We start from the raw sequence: 14,659 nt of genomic DNA on the forward strand, positions 1-14,659 counted from the left end.
CTTCCGGGCTACTTCTTCGCCGCGGCCTTGGCGGCCTTCTTGAAGTCGCGCACCTCGAGCAACGACTTCTGGTCCGTGACGTCGGCGACGCTACGTCGGCTTCCTTCCTCGCCGTAGTGCCCGGCGGCCTCGCGCCAGCCTTGGGGTCGAACGTCGAACTGTTTGCCCAAAAGGGCCAGGAAGATCTTGGCCTTCTGCTCGCCGAACCCGGGCAACGCCTTGAGCCGCTTGAAGACCGTCGCCCCGTCGCCCTCGGCCCAGATCCGCGTGACGTCGCCGTCGTAGTGCTCGACGACGAACTGGCTGAGCGCCTGCACCCGCTTGGCCATGGAACCGGGGAAGCGGTGCACGGCGGGCGGGGTGGCCATGATCGTGGCGAAGGACTCCGGGTCGGCCTCGGCGATGCGGTGCACGTCCAGGCCGTTCATGCGGTCGGCGAGGACCTTGGGGCCGGAGAACGCCTTCTCCATCGGAATCTGCTGGTCCAGCAGCATGCCGAGCAACAGCGCGAACCTGTCCTCCGCCAGCAGGGCGTCGGCGTCGGGGTTCTGCGCGAGGCAAAGCGTGCGGGTCATGGCGGCAATCCTGACATGCCGGACGTGAGGGCACGACTTTTGGTGATGTCAGCACGGTGTCATCACGGATTTTTATGATTGCGGAATGACGGAAAAGGTCGCCGCGCTGCCGAAGTTGACCGGTGTGCGAACCCGTGTGCCGATCGCGACGATTGTCGTTCTTGCTTGTTGGGCGATTTGCACCGCGTTGTACCACCTCGGGGTCACCGGGCTTTTTCTGGCGGTGCGCCGGGATCCGGAAGCGCTGATGGCAGGCCAGGTGTGGCGGTTGATCTCGCCCGTGCTGGTTCAGCCTGATCCGCTGACTTCCGTGATCGGGCTGGGAGTGCTGGCGGCGGTGGTGGGGACCGTCGCCGAGCGGACGTTCGGAACGGGCCGAGTGATCGTGTTGCTGGCGGTCGGAGCACTCGCGGGGCACAGCATCGGGGAGTTGTGGCAGCCGTATTCCGGGGGTGTCTCGGTCGCTTTTTGCGGGCTGCTCGGCGCGTTGGCCGTCTATGTGCTGATCGCGCCAATTCGTCGTCAGTTCGTTCTGGCCGCGGTGGTGCTCGTGGGTGCGGTCGTGCTGAGCGTGATCACCGACATTCACGGGCCAGCGATTCTGGCCGGCGCGGTCGCCGGGTTCTTCCTGGTCCGATCGAGGGGCTAGGCGCCGGCGACACGGACCTCGGACACCACCTGGCGCACCAGCACGCGCAGGGCCTCGCGGTCGACCGTGGCCGGGTCGTCGGCCAGCCAGTCGCCGATCTCGCGGACGAACTGCTCGGGTGTCATCGGCGGCACCTCGAAGTCGAGGTCGTCGTCGCAGGTGACCTCGCCCGACCGGCTCGGGTAGACGATCAGGGCGCCGCGGATCTCGAGCCAGGGGAGCATTTCGGCGAAGCGCTCGATGCCGTCGGGCAGCTGTGAGCCGCCGCCGCGGAACGGGTGGCCGTTGCGCCAGAGCTCGCCGTCCTCGTCGCAGTAGTAGTGGCCGGGCAGCCACGACTTCGACTCGATCAGGACGAGGCGGCGGCCGCAGAGCAGGGCGTGGTCGATGTCGGTGAAGACGGAGCCCGGCCACGCGAGGCCGTGGAAGATGCGCACTCCCGGTAGCTGCGTCATGTACTCGGTCAGCAGTCCGGCGGTCAGCCGTTCGCGTCTGTTTTCACCCGGACGGCCGAAAATCGTGTTCCCGTCGTACTCCCCGGCGAACGCCCGTTCGGCCCGCGCCGTGGCCATGTAGCGGCGCACCAACCGGAACGCCCCGTAACCGGCGCCCGCCACGAGCGGCAGCCAGACGGCCAGGAGCAGCGGTGACAGCGGCATCGCCAACGGGAGAAGCAGGACGAACCACCCACCGATGGCGGCGGCCGCCGGGGCGTGACCAAGGCCCGCCGCGGGCACGTAGCGGACCCGCTGACCCAGGTCGATGCGGTTCCACCAGTCCATCGAACCGAGGTCGACGCGCGGTCGCGGTGCCGTGTAGTTCGGGTCGTCGCCGAAGTCGCGCAACCGGCCCGTGTGGCCCGTTCGGCGAGGTCGCGGCCGTGCTTGCGGGCGAACGACCGGCGATGGCGGCGCGGCCGGACGGTCGTAGTCGGCGCGCCGGACCGGGTCCTTCAGCGTCTCGTAGGCCTCCTGGAGCATGCGGAAACTGCCGGACGTCCCACCCGCGTCCGGGTGCATGACCTTGGCGAGAGAGCGGTAGGCCGACTTGATCTCCGAGGCGCTCGCGCCCCGGCCGACACCGAGCAACTCGTAGTAGTCGATCCCTGGCACGACACCGTCCAGTCCGAGGTTGGTGCATGAACCTTATTGGGTCCAACACTTTCGCCGGGCATACGGCCCGGACTTCGCCGACTAGGGTGGAGTCACGCAGTGCGATGGGGCCTGTAGCGCAGTGGTCGACGCGCCCTCCGCCACGGAGGGAGAACGCCGGTTCGAATCCGGCCGGTCCCGCTCACGCGGGGACGCCCCCACCACCCTCCCTGGCTTCCGCCTTTCCTCATTCCCGTACGGCCCGGCGCTGTTCCCGGTTCACCTGTTGACGACAGTGGTCTAGTCCACTTAGCTTGTGAGCAGCGCCGCCGCGCCGTCACCCATCGAGGAGACCGCCATGTTCAGGCGCAGAATCATCGCGGCCGCGACAGCCCTCTTCACGGCAGCCACCCTTGCGGCACCGGCATCCCAGGCGGCTTCGGACCCCGGAGCCCAGGCGATCACGAACCGCGTCGTCGGCTACTTCGTGCAGTGGGGCGTCTACCAGCGCAACTACCACGTCAAGAACATCCGCACGTCCGGCTCGTCCAGCAAGCTCACGCACATCAACTACGCGTTCGGCAACGTCTCCGGCGGCCGTTGCGTGCTCGGTGACGCCTACGCCGACTACGACAAGTTCTACGACGCAGCGTCCTCTGTGGACGGTACGTCGGACACCTGGGACACGGGTGCGTTGCGCGGCAACTTCAACCAGCTGCGCAAGCTGAAGAAGCTGCACCCGAACCTCAAGGTGCTCTTCTCGTTCGGCGGCTGGACCTGGTCCGGCGGTTTCCCGGCGGCGGCGAGCAGTCCGAGCGCGGCGGCGGCGTTCGCGGACTCCTGCTACAAGCTCGTCGAGGACCCGCGCTGGGCGGACGTGTTCGACGGCATCGACATCGACTGGGAGTACCCCAACGCGTGCGGGCTCACCTGTGACACCAGCGGTTTCAACTCGTTCAAGACGTTGATGCAGGCCGTCCGCGCCCGCTTCGGCGGCAACAACCTCGTGACCGCCGCGATCACCGCCGACGCCTCGACCGGCGGCAAGATCGACAAGGCCGATTACGCGGGCGCCGCGCAGTACGTGAACTGGTACAACCCGATGACGTACGACTTCTTCGGCGCGTGGGCGGCCCAGGGCCCGACGGCACCGCATTCGCCGCTCACCAGCTACGCCGGCATCCCGCAGCAGGGCTTCAACACCGACGCGGCGATCCAGAAGCTCAAGAGCAAGGGCATTCCGGCGAACAAGATGTTGCTGGGCCTCGGTTTCTACGGCCGCGGCTGGACCGGCGTGACCCAGTCCGCACCCGGTGGCACCGCGACAGGCGCCGCGCCGGGCACGTACGAGGCGGGCATCGAGGACTACAAGGTGCTCAAGACCCGTTGTCCCGCCAACGGCACCGTCGCCGGCACCGCGTACGCCAAGTGCGGCAGCCAGTGGTGGAGCTACGACACCCCGGCCACGGTCCGCAGCAAGATCTCGTGGGCGAGCGGCCAGAACCTGGGCGGCGTGTTCTTCTGGGAGCTCTCCGGCGACACGGGCAACGGCGAGCTGATCAGCGCGATCCGTTCCGGAATCGGCTGATAGTCCACCGGAAGAGGCGCAGGATGTCCGGGTGGACGCACTCGAACACCTGCGCCGGCTCTGCCTGGCACTGCCAGAGGTGACGGAACGCCTGAGCCACGGCGAGCCCACGTGGTTCGTCCGGGGCAAGAAGACCTTCGTGATGTTCGCCGACCACCACCACGACGACCGGCGGGCGTTCTGGTGCGCGGCGGGCCCGGACGTCCAGCAGACGCTTGTCGCCCAGGCCCCGGAGAGCTACTTCCGCCCGCCCTACGTCGGCCACCGCGGCTGGCTCGGCGTGTACCTCGACGTCGAGGTCGACTGGGACGTCGTGGCGGACCTGGTGGAGGACGCCTATCGGGTGATTGCCCCGAAAACCCTGGTCGCGCAACTCGACCACTCGAGTTGCCGACCTGACTGACCTGTCGCAGTCTTCCGCCCATGGCGACCTGTGACGTCTGTGGCAACGAGTACTGGATGGCCTTCGAGGTGCGCACCGTCGGCGGCGGCGTGCACACGTTCGACAGCTTCGAGTGCGCGATCCAACGCCTCGCGCCCCGGTGCGAGCACTGCGACTGCCGGGTGATCGGGCACGGCGTGGAGGTGGAGGGCCAGTTCTTCTGCTGCGCCCACTGCGCGCGGATGGGCGCGTCCGACCTGGGCGAGCAGATCCGCGACACCGTCGGCGCGCATCCGGGCTGATCGGAACACCTACCGGAGCACGAGGTCGAGGCTGAGCGGCACGGCCGGCGGCAGCTGGTCCGTGCCGCTGCGGAACGCCTCCAGCAGGTAGGCGACCAGCCGCTGCGACGCCGCCACCGCCACCTCGACGGGCGCACTCGCGAGTCCGCCGTTGGCCATCAGCACCAGCGTCAGGTCGTGCGGTGAGAAGTCCGCGCGCAGGCTGCCGCTGTCCTTGGCCCGTTGCACCAATGCGGCGAAACCGTGCCACGTGCGGTCGCGCACCTCGGTGTGCAGGTCGGGGAACGACGCGACGAACGCGGCGGTGAACCCTCGGTCGCTCGCCTGCAGCACGCACACCTTCTCGATCACCGTGCAGAAGCCGCGCCACGGGTCGGGGTCGATCAGCGCCTCGTCGATGGCGGCCTGGCAGAGCGCGAACTGCTCGGTGAACGCCTCCACGACCAGCGCTTCCTTGGTGGGGAAGCGGCGGTACAACGTGGCGACGCCGACGCCCGCGCGTCGGGCGATCGTGGCCATCGGCACGTCCAGGCCGCGTTGCGCGAACAACTCCCGTGCGACGGCCAGCACCCGTGCGCGGTTCTCGCGCGCGTCGGCACGCATCTGAGACGGTTCGGCTGTCACTTCTTCTCACTTCACGCCAAGTGGACGGTGCTCTCCACTTACGAGACTACGTTGGGGTGCATGAACTTCAAGGGACCGACCGCACGTCGCCTGAACAGGCTGATCGTCGGACTGCGGGACGCGCCGCTCGTCGGGAAGCTCGTCCGCAAGAGCATCACCGTCGTGTCCTACACAGGGCGGCGTTCTGGCCGTACGTTCTCCACGCCCGTTAGCTACCAACGCAAGGGCGGCGACGTCGTCGACATCCAGGTGATGATGCCGGACGCGAAGACGTGGTGGCGCAACTTCAGCGGTGAAGGTGGCCCGCTCACACTCGAGCTCGATGGTGCGCAACGGACCGGACACGCGACATCGCACCGTGACGACAAGGGGCGCGTCACGGTGCGTGTGCAGCTTTAGAACCCACAGCAGTTGATCGACGAAGGTGGCCGATGGTCGGCTCAGGCAAGTAGCGTCGACCTGTGCCAGAGCAAGGTGAGGTGATCGCCGGGCGGTACCGGCTGATGTCGTCGATCGGCCACGGGTCCATGGGCGTTGTCTGGCAGGCGCGCGACGAGCGCCTCGACCGCGTGGTCGCCGTCAAGCTGCTCAACACGGACCGGCGGTCCCCCGAAGCGGTGGCGCAGATGCTGCGCGAGGGCCGGGTCGCCGGTCGGCTGCGGCACCCGCACGCGATCAGCGTGCACGAGGTCGTCGAGCACGACGGCAAGCCCTGTCTGGTGCTGGAGTACCTGCCCTCCCGCAGCCTCGCGGCGCTGATCGCCGATCGGGGCGCGCTGCCGCCGGGCGTGGTCGCGGCCGTGGGCAGGCAGATCGCCGCCGCGCTGGCGGCGGCGCACGCCGAGGGCATCGTGCACCGGGACGTCTCGACGTTCAACGTCCTGCTCGCGGAAGACGGCATCGCGAAGATCACCGACTTCGGCGTCGCCCGCGCGGTCGGCGAGGGCACGGTGAACGATGCCCGCCTGATCGTCGGCACGCCGGCTTTCCTGGCGCCGGAGGTGGCGGCGGGCGAGGAGGCGACGTCCGCCTCCGACGTGTTCTCCCTCGGCGCGACCCTCTACGCGGCGCTGGAGGGCGCACCGCCGTTCGGTGTGGACGAGAACCCTTATGCGCTGCTGCAACGCGTGGTCCGCGCGGAGTTCGAGCCGCCGCGGTCGGGTGGCCCGCTCAACGAAGTGCTGCTGCGCCTCCTGCGCCGGGACGCTGCCGAACGCCCGACGATGGCCGAGGCCCACAAGCTGCTCGCCGCGGTCGCGGAAGGACTGCCGCTGCCCGCTGGGCCTCCGAAGAGCGGGACGCGGCAGCTTCTCGCGCGCCGGCACGTGCCGCGCAAGGTGATCGCGATGGTCGCCGGTGCGGCCGTCCTGGTCGCCGCCGGCGTTGTGATCGGCACCGTCGTGCGGGGCGAACGGCCCGGCAATGCCCAGACGAACCCCACCACGACGACGACCGCGAACGCCTGCGACGCACGGTACGAGGTGACCAACTCGTGGCCGGGCGGCTACCAGGCCGAGGTGACCGTGCGCAACACCAGCCCGAACGGCCTCACCGGCTGGACCGTGACGTGGCAGCCAACCGCGGGCCACACCATCGGCAACCTGTGGAACGGCACCCTGGCCCAGAACGCGACCGCCGTGACCGTCACCAACGCCGGCTACAACGCCGTGGTCCCCGCCGGGGGAACCACCACGTTCGGGTTCGTCGCCGCCGGTCCCGAACCCGCCCGCCCGGCCGTGAGCTGCTCTGCGGCGTGACTGACGGCTCATCGGTCAGCCAGGCGGCGGGGCTCCAGGAACGCCGCCACCAGGTAGGCGCCGCCGCCCAGCACCGCCAGCACACCGAAGAAGCCTGGTGCTGGCACGAACAGCGATGCCGCGGCGACCAACGCCAGCCACGTGCCGAGGTTGTAGTGCAACGCGTTGCGGCGCACGGCTCCCTCGGCGATGTAGATCAGGCCGACGACGATCGTCGAACCCGCCGGCCAGAGGATGGTCTGCAGCTCCGGCACGTCGAACACGGTGCTCAGGCCGGTGATCGCCAGCCCCAGCGCGACGAATCCGGTGATCCACGCCGTGCCGACCAGCTTCTCGGCACGACGCCGTTCGGGAGATGCCCTGCGCTGGATGCGCAGCGACGCGGACGTCGCCATGATCGTGCCGGCGAGGAGACCGCCGCCGAGCAAGCCGATCGGGAGCCAGCCCGGCAGGGGCACGGCACCTGACCTGGACAGCACCGCGGCACCGTGGCCGAAGAAGTAGGCGAACGCGAAACCGAGATATGCGGCGATCATGACAATGCCTCCGAAGCGAGTGAGTTGATCAGGCGCGGAGCGACCGCGGAGAACACGTGCGTGCGGCGGCTCGACGCGCGCTGGTGGGCGAGACCGTGCAGACCCAGCCAGAGCGCCAGGGCGTTCGCGGTGTGTGCGGTGAACAACCGAAGTGCCGGTTCGGCGAGGTCGAACACGCCGAACATCACGCGGTAGCGACTGGGGTGCGCAGCGGCGAAGTCCAGGTAGGCGAGGCCTGCCGCGTGGACGTCGGGAGCGCTGAGGACGGCGGAGGAGAGTTCGGCGAAGGCCGCGTGACACACCGCCAGCAGGATCGCCGAGCCGTTGGGGAAGTGCGGGTAGATCGACGATGTGGGCAGGCCCGCCTCGCGAGACACGGCCCGCAGCGTCACGGCGTGGTTCCGGTCGACCAGGGCGGTCGCCGCCGCGACGATGAGCTGCCTGCTCACGGCTCCGCGACGATGACGACCTTGCCCAGCACGGTGCGCGACTCGGCCAGCGCCAGTGCGGCGGCGGCTTCCCGCAACGGGATGCGCGCGGCGATCTGCGGCGTGAGCACACCATCTCCGACCAGGCGCAGCACGGCGGAGAGGTCCTCGGCCAGCCGCGCGCGGAACGCGGCGGGACGGAAGCGCTTGCCGGCCCAGAAGTTGTAGAACCCGGCGCGCTTGCCGTTGGGCAGCAGGTTCCACAGCATCAGGCGTCCGAACAGCTTCAGCACCGGCAGCATCGCGTTGCCCGGCTCGTCCTTCGTCGCGGCCGAGCCGTAGTTGACCAACGCACCGCCACGGCGCAAGAGCCGCCACGACTCGTGCAGACCTTCGCCGCCGACGTGGTCGAACACCGCGTCGACACCGTCAGGCGCGATCTCACGGATGCGGTCGTACATGTTCGGGTCGCGGTAGTCGACGGGAATCGCGCCGAGCGCGCGCACCGCGTCGTGGTGACGCGTGGAGGCCGTGCCGATCACCCTGATGCCGGCGTGGCGAGCGAGCTGCACCAACGTCGACCCGACACCGCCGTTGGCGCCCAGCACGACGATCGTGTCGCCGCGCTCGACCTTCGCGACGCGGTACATCATCTGCCACGCCGTGACCCCGTTGACCACGACGGTTTCCGCGGCGGCGGCTTCCACGCCGTCCGGCACGGGCACGAGGTCGGCGGCCTCGACGATCAGGTGGCTCGCCCACCCGCCGACCTTGGTGACCGCGGCGAACCGGTGCAGCGTGATCGCCGGGTCGACGCCGGGACCGGTCGCGACGACCGTGCCGACCACGTCGTAGCCCGGCACGAACGGGAACGGCGGCTGGTCGAAGTACTTGCCCAGGCGCATCTGCTGCTCGGCGAACGAGACGCCCGTGGCGTCCATGCGCAGCACGACCTGGCCCTGACCCGGCGCGGGCAGGTCGCGGACCCGGACGTGCAGGCCGTCGGGCTCGACGACGCCCGGCAGGACGATCTCGGTGGCGCGAGTGGTGGTGGCGATCATGCTGACTCCTCGGCTCGTTGTGCTTACGGCCATAAGCTAACGCCCGTAAGTCTAAGACTGCAAGGCCTAACGCCCATAAACTTTCAGGTGTATGGTTACGGCCGTGACCAACACGGAGCCGCGCAGGCGCAACCGCCGGGGTGAAGGCGGGAAGCTGCGGGAAGAGATCATCGCCGCGGCAGTCGCGCTGCTGGACGAAGGCGGCGACGAACGCGCGGTCACGCTGCGCTCGGTCGCACGCAAGGCGGGCATCGCGGCGCCGTCGATCTACGCGCACTTCGCCGACCAGCCGTCGATCATGCTGGCCGTGGTGCAGCAGGAGATGGACAGACTCGCCGCCACCCTGCGCGAGGCCGACGAGAACGCCGGCGCCGACCCGCGCCAACGGCTCTTCGCGGTCTGCAACGCCTACCTGGACGTGGCCAGGGCGCACCCGCAGCGCTACCGGATCATGTTCGGCGGCCTGTGGACGCCGTCGGTGGACGACACCTCGATCTCCGACGCCGACCTCGAGTCACTGGGCGCCGAGGCCCTCACCGTGCTGGCCGACGTGCTCGGCGCGTGCGTGGAAGCCGGGATCGCGCACGGCAGCGACGACCTCTACGGCGACGCGGTGGCGTTGTGGCTCGGGCTGCACGGCCTGGCGCACCAGCGGGCCGTGGTGCGCAAGATGCCCGGACCAGCGGACGTGGGGGACCGGCTGATCAGGGCTCTCGCGCACCTCAAGTCCTAGCCGAACACGTCCTCCGGATCGCAGTACTGGTCGCGGAGTTCACGGCGGCGGGCGTCGTCCGGCGGAGTGCCCGTGTCAGGGCGCCTCGAACAGCGTCGACACCGACTCGCCCACGTTGATCCGCCGCATCGCCTCGGCCATCGCCGGCGCGATCGACAGCACCTTCAACTTCGGCACGACCTTCTCCTGCGGGATCGGCACGGTGTTCGTCGCGACGATCTCCAGCACGTCGTCGAACGCCTGCAACCGGTCCAGCGCCCCCGACGAGAACAGTCCGTGCGTGCATGCGACCCGGATCGGTCCCGCCCCGCGCTCCCGCAGCTTGTCCAGCAGCTCGATGACGGTCGACCCCTTGGCGATCTCGTCGTCCAGCACGATCACGTCCCGCCCGGCCACGTCACCGATCACCGTCGAGATCTGCACCTCGTCGTCCGCGAACCGCTGTTTGGCACCGGCCGCGACCGGCACGCCGAGGATCCGGGCGAAGTGCGCGGCCTCCTTGGCGTTGCCCAGATCCGGCGACACCACAACGGTGTTCGACAGGTCGTGCTGGGAGAAGTGCGCCGCCAGTTCGCGCAGTGCGTGCAGGTGGTCCACCGGCACGGAGAAGAAGCCGTGCACCTGCGGCGAGTGCAACGTCATCGCCAGCACGCGGGAGGCCCCGGCGGCGACCATCAGGTCGGCGACCAGGCGGCCGCCGATGGAGATGCGCGGCGCGTCCTTCTTGTCCGAGCGCGCGTAGGCGTAGTGCGGCAGAACGACAGTCGTGCGCGCGGCGGACGCGCCACGGGCAGCGTCCAGCATCAGCAGCAGTTCGACGAGATGTTCCTGCACCGGCGGCACCAGTGGCTGGATCAGGAACACGTCCCGCTCGCGGCAGTTCGCCTGCAGCTGCACCTCGAGGCAGTCGTTGGCGAACCGGGTCAGGCGGCTGGGTGACAGGTCGACGCCGAGGTGACCACAGATCTCGGCGGCGAGGGAGGGATGGGCGGAACCGGTGAAGACAGCGATGTCACGCACATCCCGAACCTAGTCGACGACCAGCACCAACTTGCCGTCGCGGAAGAACGGGACCAAGTTCCCGCGCGTGTCGACCGTGTGGGTTCCGCGCGGTAAGACGGCCTCTATGGCCGTGAACGCGAGGATGTCCGACACGCCGTGACGGCCGCGCAACGACCGTTGGCCCTGGAATCGCAGAGCGCGCCCCTCGCGGCGGTACTGGTGTGCCTCAGCAGCAGCGGAGGCGCCTACTCGCAGCGCCTCCGGGCCTACCAGGCGCCCCGACGACGCACCGCGCACGGCGACCCCGAAACCCTGCTCGACGAGCGAGTTCACCACCGCGTCGGACGGGGGCACGGGGAGCAGGAAGGACATCGCGTGGTGACCTTCGACCTCGTGCACCACGACCGTCCTGGCCGTGGTCAGCAGGGTGTCGTGCAGTTCCAGTGCGATCTTCTCCGCTTCCCAGCGGTTCTCGTAGCCGGCGTCGACACCGACGAAGGTGCTGGTCACCTGACCTCCACGAAGATCGGGTTGGTGTAGCACCACAGGTCCTCCCACGGGTTCGCGGCTCCCGGAGTGTCCGCCTGCGGTTCGAACGCGCCGCGGTTGCCGTCGGTTCCGCGCAATCGGAGGTAAAAAGTTTCTCGGACGTTGCGGAACGTGTGCGTGAAGACCGCATAGTGCCAGCGCGGCTCGTAAGATCGCTCGACGTTCACATGTGGCGTGGACAACGTTTCAGACGACGTTCGACCGGTTACCGCACCCTTGATGAGGTCCAAACGGCGCAACCGGGGAATGAACCCCGCGCTGTTCGGGCGCGTGGCCAAACGTGCCTTGACCAGCACCGTCACGTCCGAACCGCGGCGCACGCGCAGACGTCCGCCCATCGTTTCGCAGCCACCGGTGCCGACAACGGTGAACTGCAGGTCTTCCACCAATCCACCGTGCGAAACCCACGCGCGACCTGCCCGCAGGCCCTCCATCACGGCGCCGCGGGTCCGCCTGGTCGCTCCGACGACGGTCCGGGAGAACTCGCAGGGGAAGAAGTCGACGTAGGGCGGCGACGCCTGGGGCGGGCCGCTGTCGACCGGGTCGAGGTGCTTGCCGGTGAGGTCGAACTGGTTGCCCGGCTCGGGCACGCGGACGATCGTGTCGCGCGAGTTGAAGTGCGAGTCGGAGTTCGACGTGATCCACCAGCCGAGGCCCTCGGCGAGCAGCGAGTCCCAGACGCCGCCGAGCTTCGCGGTCATCCAGTCGAAGCCGCCGTAGGTCCGGTACGCCTCCGTCGGATAAGGCGTGTAGGAGTTCGAGCCGGGGCTGTTCGCGTAGCCGCCGCGGTAACCGCCGGGACCGCGCAACGGATCGCCGTCGCCCTGCGCGCCGGGTGCGCCTTCCATGCCGACAACGATGTCGGGCGCCAGGTCACGCATGTTCCGCAACTCGTAGGGCGCCACACGGCCGTTGCGCATCGGGTGGTTGATGAACACCAACGCGGACTTCATCGTGCCGTTGCGGATCTTGGCTTGGAGAAAGCGGATCGCGTCCAGAGCCTTGCGCTCGTTGGCGGGGCTGGACGCTTCGGCGCCGTTCAGCCGCCAGTCGAACTGCCGCTCGAAGTCGCGCAGCACGCCGGCTTCGTCGTGGCAGTCCTCGAAGAAGAGGGTCGCGTGTTCGGCGCCGGGCACGTTCCACTCCATGCCCTGCCACAGCAGCAGTTGAGGGAACTTCTGCTGTGCGCGCCGAATGTCCGCCGCGGTCGCCTCAACGGAGTGCGCCTCGTGCGACGCGTGTCCGTGGTCGGTGATCACGAGCCAGTCAGTGCCGTGCCGCAACGCACCGCGAATCTGCTGCTCGATGGTGTACATGCCGTCGTACGAGTACTGCGTGTGCGTGTGGTGGTCGCCGGAAAGCCAGTGATAACGGGCAGAAGCAGCCGCACGGCCCGTGCCCAACACACCAGCTACACCCAGTGCACTCGCTCCCTGCAAGAAGCGCCTGCGGGCCACTTCGGACATGGCTGATCCTCCACGCGACGGGTCGGGTCCGTGGAGGCTAGGCCGATCGGGTGAGGCGCAGGTGGCTGCCGAATGACCGGCGGGCGAACAACGTCAGATCGGGAGGAGGTCGACCCAGTCCAGGAACGGCAGCGCGCCGGTCGCCTGCAACGCCGCGAGGCCCAGCCACACCGACAGGATCGTCACCACCGGCCCGACGATGGCCATCTCGACGACGCCACCCGTCTTCATGCGCATGATCTTCGGCGGCGCCACCGGGTACCACGTCTTGCCCATGATCGGTATCGGCCACAGCATCGGGCAGCCCTGCTCGGTGATCGCGTCACCGATGTAGTGCGCCACGCACCCGACACCGACCGCGATCCCGCACGCCGCGGCGGAAGCGTTGGTCTGCGCCGTCCACGCGATCATCGCCCACGTCACGCCGGCGGACACGACGGTGATCATCAACGCGTCCTGCTTGGGGTTCCAGTCGTTCATGATCCCGCGCACGGCGAGGCCCGCGAACACGAACATCAGCACCGGCAGCGCCCACTTCTGGCTGTTCTGCACGACCGCGGTGGTGAAGATGGCGGCGAACAGCGCGAAGACGAGCGTGTGTGTGAGACCGCGATGTCCGCCGTCTCTCTTGGAATCCTTCTTCAGACGTGTTGTCCGGTAAACGAAGCTGCTGACCGCGTTGATCCCCGCCGACAGCCCGCCGCTCAGTGCTCCGAACGTGCGCGAGATGGTCGAACCGGGGTGGTCGAGGTCCGGCAGAAGTGCTGCTCCAGTGGCAAGAACCGCGCCAACGGCCCAGCTCTGCGGCGAGAGCTGGCCGATCGGGTGACTCGATGCGAGTGCGGTGACGGCGCTCCAGGCGAGCAGCCCGCTCATCGCATGTGTTGGCCCAGTTGACACTTACTCCCCTTCAGTGATCACCCGACGGTGAAAACAGTAGCCGCAGGTATCACGTGTCCGAGCCAGAACTCCATATCTCCGGACAACCAACTCCTCGGCAAGGAGCACGGACATGGCTCAGGTTTGGCTCATCACCGGCAGTTCCCGCGGCATCGGCCGCAAGACCGCCGAAGCAGTGCTCGCCGCCGGACACCGGCTCGTCGCGACCGCCCGCGATCCGCGCGATCTCGACGACCTCGTCTCTCAACACGGCGACCGGGTCAGATCTGTTGCACTGGACGTGCGCGACACCGCCCAGGCGAAGGAAGCCGTGGCGACCGCGGTCCGCGAGTTCGGTCGGCTCGACGTCGTCGTGAACAACGCGGGGGCCGGCCGCGTCACGTCGATCGAGGAGTGCTCGGAGGCCGACTTCCGCGACCAGCTGGAGATCAACCTCTGGGGTGTCGTCAACGTCACGAAGGCCGCGCTGCCCGTTCTGCGCGAGCAGCGGTCGGGTCACTTCATCCAGGTCGGGTCGACCGCAGGGCACATGGCGTTCGGCGGCGGTCTCGCCCCGTACGTGATGGCCAAGTTCGCGCTGCGCGGCTTCACCGAGTCGCTGGCCGCGGAGTGCGCGCCGTTCGGGGTGAAGGCCACGATCGTCGAGCTCGGCGGCTTCCAGACCGACTGGACCGGCCCCTCTCTGGTGGTGACCGAGCCGGGGGAGGACTACGTTCCCTCTGTCGGGGCAATGCTCGACATGATGCGTGGCGCGCACGGCAACATGCCTGGTGATCCGGCTGAGGCCGCGCGAGTCATGCTCGACGTGGTAGCCATGGACGAGCCGCCACCGAGTCTGCTGCTCGGCAGCGACGCGGTGGACATGGTCCGCCTGGCCGACCAGGCACGGAATGCTGAAATCGACAAGTGGGAGCACGTGAGCCGCTCGACGGACTTCGACCCTGAATCGGTGTAACCAGGGTCGCAGGCACACCTCGGCGGTTTACCAGTACGCTTGTCTTGCTTGCATCGTCGCG

18 protein-coding genes and 1 tRNA gene are annotated in these 14,659 nt (G+C 68.7%); 9 read left to right on the forward strand and 10 right to left on the reverse strand.

Features of this window, described 5'->3' with window-relative positions:
* Positions 1 to 8: 8 nt before the first annotated feature.
* Positions 9 to 575 (reverse strand): HhH-GPD-type base excision DNA repair protein, encoded by a 567-nt coding sequence (locus AOM45_RS29765; protein WP_030470806.1) that lies wholly within the window; start codon positions 573 to 575, stop codon positions 9 to 11.
* Between the two features lie 85 nt (positions 576 to 660).
* On the opposite strand from AOM45_RS29765, the gene AOM45_RS29770 reads away from it, so the two are divergent.
* Positions 661 to 1,224, forward strand: coding sequence for a rhomboid family intramembrane serine protease (locus AOM45_RS29770; protein ID WP_030470805.1), 564 nt, complete (start codon positions 661 to 663; stop codon positions 1,222 to 1,224).
* Here the strand turns inward: AOM45_RS29770 and AOM45_RS29775 are convergent.
* Positions 1,221 to 2,336, reverse strand: a complete 1,116-nt coding sequence (locus tag AOM45_RS29775) for a J domain-containing protein (protein WP_030470804.1) — start codon at positions 2,334 to 2,336, stop codon at positions 1,221 to 1,223. The two genes, AOM45_RS29770 and AOM45_RS29775, sit on opposite strands and share 4 nt — an antisense overlap.
* Positions 2,337 to 2,442: 106 nt before the next feature.
* Here AOM45_RS29775 and AOM45_RS51180 point away from each other — a divergent pair.
* The 4 genes from AOM45_RS51180 (at position 2,443) to AOM45_RS29790 (ending at position 4,587) form a co-directional block, all read left to right on the forward strand.
* Positions 2,443 to 2,516 (forward strand) — tRNA-Arg (locus AOM45_RS51180).
* A 157-nt stretch (positions 2,517 to 2,673) separates the two neighbouring features.
* Positions 2,674 to 3,903, forward strand: a complete 1,230-nt coding sequence (locus AOM45_RS29780) for a glycoside hydrolase family 18 protein (RefSeq protein ID WP_035912231.1) — start codon at positions 2,674 to 2,676, stop codon at positions 3,901 to 3,903.
* A gap of 31 nt (positions 3,904 to 3,934) precedes the next feature.
* On the forward strand, positions 3,935 to 4,306 hold the full coding sequence (locus AOM45_RS29785) for an MmcQ/YjbR family DNA-binding protein (protein WP_030470802.1): 372 nt from the start codon (positions 3,935 to 3,937) through the stop codon (positions 4,304 to 4,306).
* A gap of 20 nt (positions 4,307 to 4,326) precedes the next feature.
* Positions 4,327 to 4,587 carry a metallothionein gene (locus AOM45_RS29790; RefSeq protein ID WP_030470801.1) on the forward strand — a complete coding sequence of 87 codons (261 nt, stop codon included), beginning with the start codon at positions 4,327 to 4,329 and terminating at the stop codon, positions 4,585 to 4,587.
* A gap of 9 nt (positions 4,588 to 4,596) precedes the next feature.
* On the opposite strand, the gene AOM45_RS29795 is transcribed toward AOM45_RS29790, so the two are convergent.
* A complete protein-coding gene (locus AOM45_RS29795; protein ID WP_035912195.1) occupies positions 4,597 to 5,211 on the reverse strand; it encodes a TetR/AcrR family transcriptional regulator in 615 nt (204 codons plus the stop codon).
* A 60-nt stretch (positions 5,212 to 5,271) separates the two neighbouring features.
* Here AOM45_RS29795 and AOM45_RS29800 point away from each other — a divergent pair, with 60 nt between their 5' ends.
* Complete coding sequence (locus AOM45_RS29800; RefSeq protein WP_030470799.1) at positions 5,272 to 5,610, forward strand: hypothetical protein; 339 nt, start codon at positions 5,272 to 5,274, stop codon at positions 5,608 to 5,610.
* 62 nt (positions 5,611 to 5,672) lie between these two features.
* Positions 5,673 to 6,968 (forward strand): protein kinase domain-containing protein, encoded by a 1,296-nt coding sequence (locus AOM45_RS29805; RefSeq protein ID WP_030470798.1) that lies wholly within the window; start codon positions 5,673 to 5,675, stop codon positions 6,966 to 6,968.
* A gap of 8 nt (positions 6,969 to 6,976) precedes the next feature.
* Here the strand turns inward: AOM45_RS29805 and AOM45_RS29810 are convergent, their stop codons facing one another.
* From AOM45_RS29810 to AOM45_RS29815, 3 genes are read right to left on the reverse strand one after another with little or no spacing between them, the layout of a single operon-like run.
* Complete coding sequence (locus AOM45_RS29810) at positions 6,977 to 7,504, reverse strand: ABC transporter permease (protein WP_156094155.1); 528 nt, start codon at positions 7,502 to 7,504, stop codon at positions 6,977 to 6,979.
* Positions 7,501 to 7,953, reverse strand: coding sequence for a TetR/AcrR family transcriptional regulator (locus tag AOM45_RS48945; RefSeq protein ID WP_063757135.1), 453 nt, complete (start codon positions 7,951 to 7,953; stop codon positions 7,501 to 7,503). The genes AOM45_RS29810 and AOM45_RS48945 overlap by 4 nt, the downstream gene beginning before the upstream one ends.
* Positions 7,950 to 8,993: a medium chain dehydrogenase/reductase family protein gene (locus AOM45_RS29815; protein WP_030470796.1), complete on the reverse strand. Its 1,044-nt coding sequence runs from the start codon at positions 8,991 to 8,993 to the stop codon at positions 7,950 to 7,952. The genes AOM45_RS48945 and AOM45_RS29815 overlap by 4 nt, the downstream gene beginning before the upstream one ends.
* A 103-nt stretch (positions 8,994 to 9,096) precedes the next feature.
* Here AOM45_RS29815 and AOM45_RS29820 point away from each other — a divergent pair, with 103 nt between their 5' ends.
* Positions 9,097 to 9,726: a TetR/AcrR family transcriptional regulator gene (locus AOM45_RS29820; RefSeq protein ID WP_201780090.1), complete on the forward strand. Its 630-nt coding sequence runs from the start codon at positions 9,097 to 9,099 to the stop codon at positions 9,724 to 9,726.
* 75 nt (positions 9,727 to 9,801) lie between these two features.
* Here AOM45_RS29820 and AOM45_RS29825 read toward each other — a convergent pair whose 3' ends face one another.
* From AOM45_RS29825 to AOM45_RS29840, 4 genes are all read right to left on the reverse strand, one after another.
* Complete coding sequence (locus AOM45_RS29825) at positions 9,802 to 10,746, reverse strand: ribose-phosphate diphosphokinase (protein WP_030470794.1); 945 nt, start codon at positions 10,744 to 10,746, stop codon at positions 9,802 to 9,804.
* A gap of 9 nt (positions 10,747 to 10,755) precedes the next feature.
* Positions 10,756 to 11,238 (reverse strand): hypothetical protein, encoded by a 483-nt coding sequence (locus AOM45_RS29830; RefSeq protein ID WP_030470793.1) that lies wholly within the window; start codon positions 11,236 to 11,238, stop codon positions 10,756 to 10,758.
* Positions 11,235 to 12,743, reverse strand: coding sequence for a PHP domain-containing protein (locus tag AOM45_RS29835; protein ID WP_030470792.1), 1,509 nt, complete (start codon positions 12,741 to 12,743; stop codon positions 11,235 to 11,237). The genes AOM45_RS29830 and AOM45_RS29835 overlap by 4 nt, the downstream gene beginning before the upstream one ends.
* A gap of 93 nt (positions 12,744 to 12,836) precedes the next feature.
* Entirely contained in the window at positions 12,837 to 13,643 is an 807-nt protein-coding gene (locus AOM45_RS29840) for a metal-dependent hydrolase (protein WP_030470791.1), read from the reverse strand.
* 112 nt (positions 13,644 to 13,755) lie between these two features.
* Here AOM45_RS29840 and AOM45_RS29845 point away from each other — a divergent pair, with 112 nt between their 5' ends.
* A complete protein-coding gene (locus AOM45_RS29845; protein ID WP_030470790.1) occupies positions 13,756 to 14,598 on the forward strand; it encodes an SDR family NAD(P)-dependent oxidoreductase in 843 nt (280 codons plus the stop codon).
* Positions 14,599 to 14,659: the final 61 nt, after the last annotated feature.

The organism is Lentzea aerocolonigenes (assembly GCF_000974445.1).
Classification (GTDB): Bacteria; Actinomycetota; Actinomycetes; order Mycobacteriales; family Pseudonocardiaceae; genus Lentzea; species Lentzea aerocolonigenes.

What these genes read in the sequence shown, in the direction of transcription:
- AOM45_RS29810 (WP_156094155.1), bottom strand. Translation starts at nt 7,504, where the DNA reads ATGATCGCCGCATATCTCGGTTTCGCGTTCGCCTACTTCTTCGGCCAC.
- AOM45_RS29815 (WP_030470796.1), bottom strand. Translation starts at nt 8,993, where the DNA reads ATGATCGCCACCACCACTCGCGCCACCGAGATCGTCCTGCCGGGCGTC.
- AOM45_RS29780 (WP_035912231.1), top strand. Translation starts at nt 2,674, where the DNA reads ATGTTCAGGCGCAGAATCATCGCGGCCGCGACAGCCCTCTTCACGGCA.
- AOM45_RS29770 (WP_030470805.1), top strand. Translation starts at nt 661, where the DNA reads ATGACGGAAAAGGTCGCCGCGCTGCCGAAGTTGACCGGTGTGCGAACC.
- AOM45_RS29765 (WP_030470806.1), bottom strand. Translation starts at nt 575, where the DNA reads ATGACCCGCACGCTTTGCCTCGCGCAGAACCCCGACGCCGACGCCCTG.
- AOM45_RS29845 (WP_030470790.1), top strand. Translation starts at nt 13,756, where the DNA reads ATGGCTCAGGTTTGGCTCATCACCGGCAGTTCCCGCGGCATCGGCCGC.
- AOM45_RS29790 (WP_030470801.1), top strand. Translation starts at nt 4,327, where the DNA reads ATGGCGACCTGTGACGTCTGTGGCAACGAGTACTGGATGGCCTTCGAG.
- AOM45_RS29835 (WP_030470792.1), bottom strand. Translation starts at nt 12,743, where the DNA reads ATGTCCGAAGTGGCCCGCAGGCGCTTCTTGCAGGGAGCGAGTGCACTG.
- AOM45_RS29800 (WP_030470799.1), top strand. Translation starts at nt 5,272, where the DNA reads ATGAACTTCAAGGGACCGACCGCACGTCGCCTGAACAGGCTGATCGTC.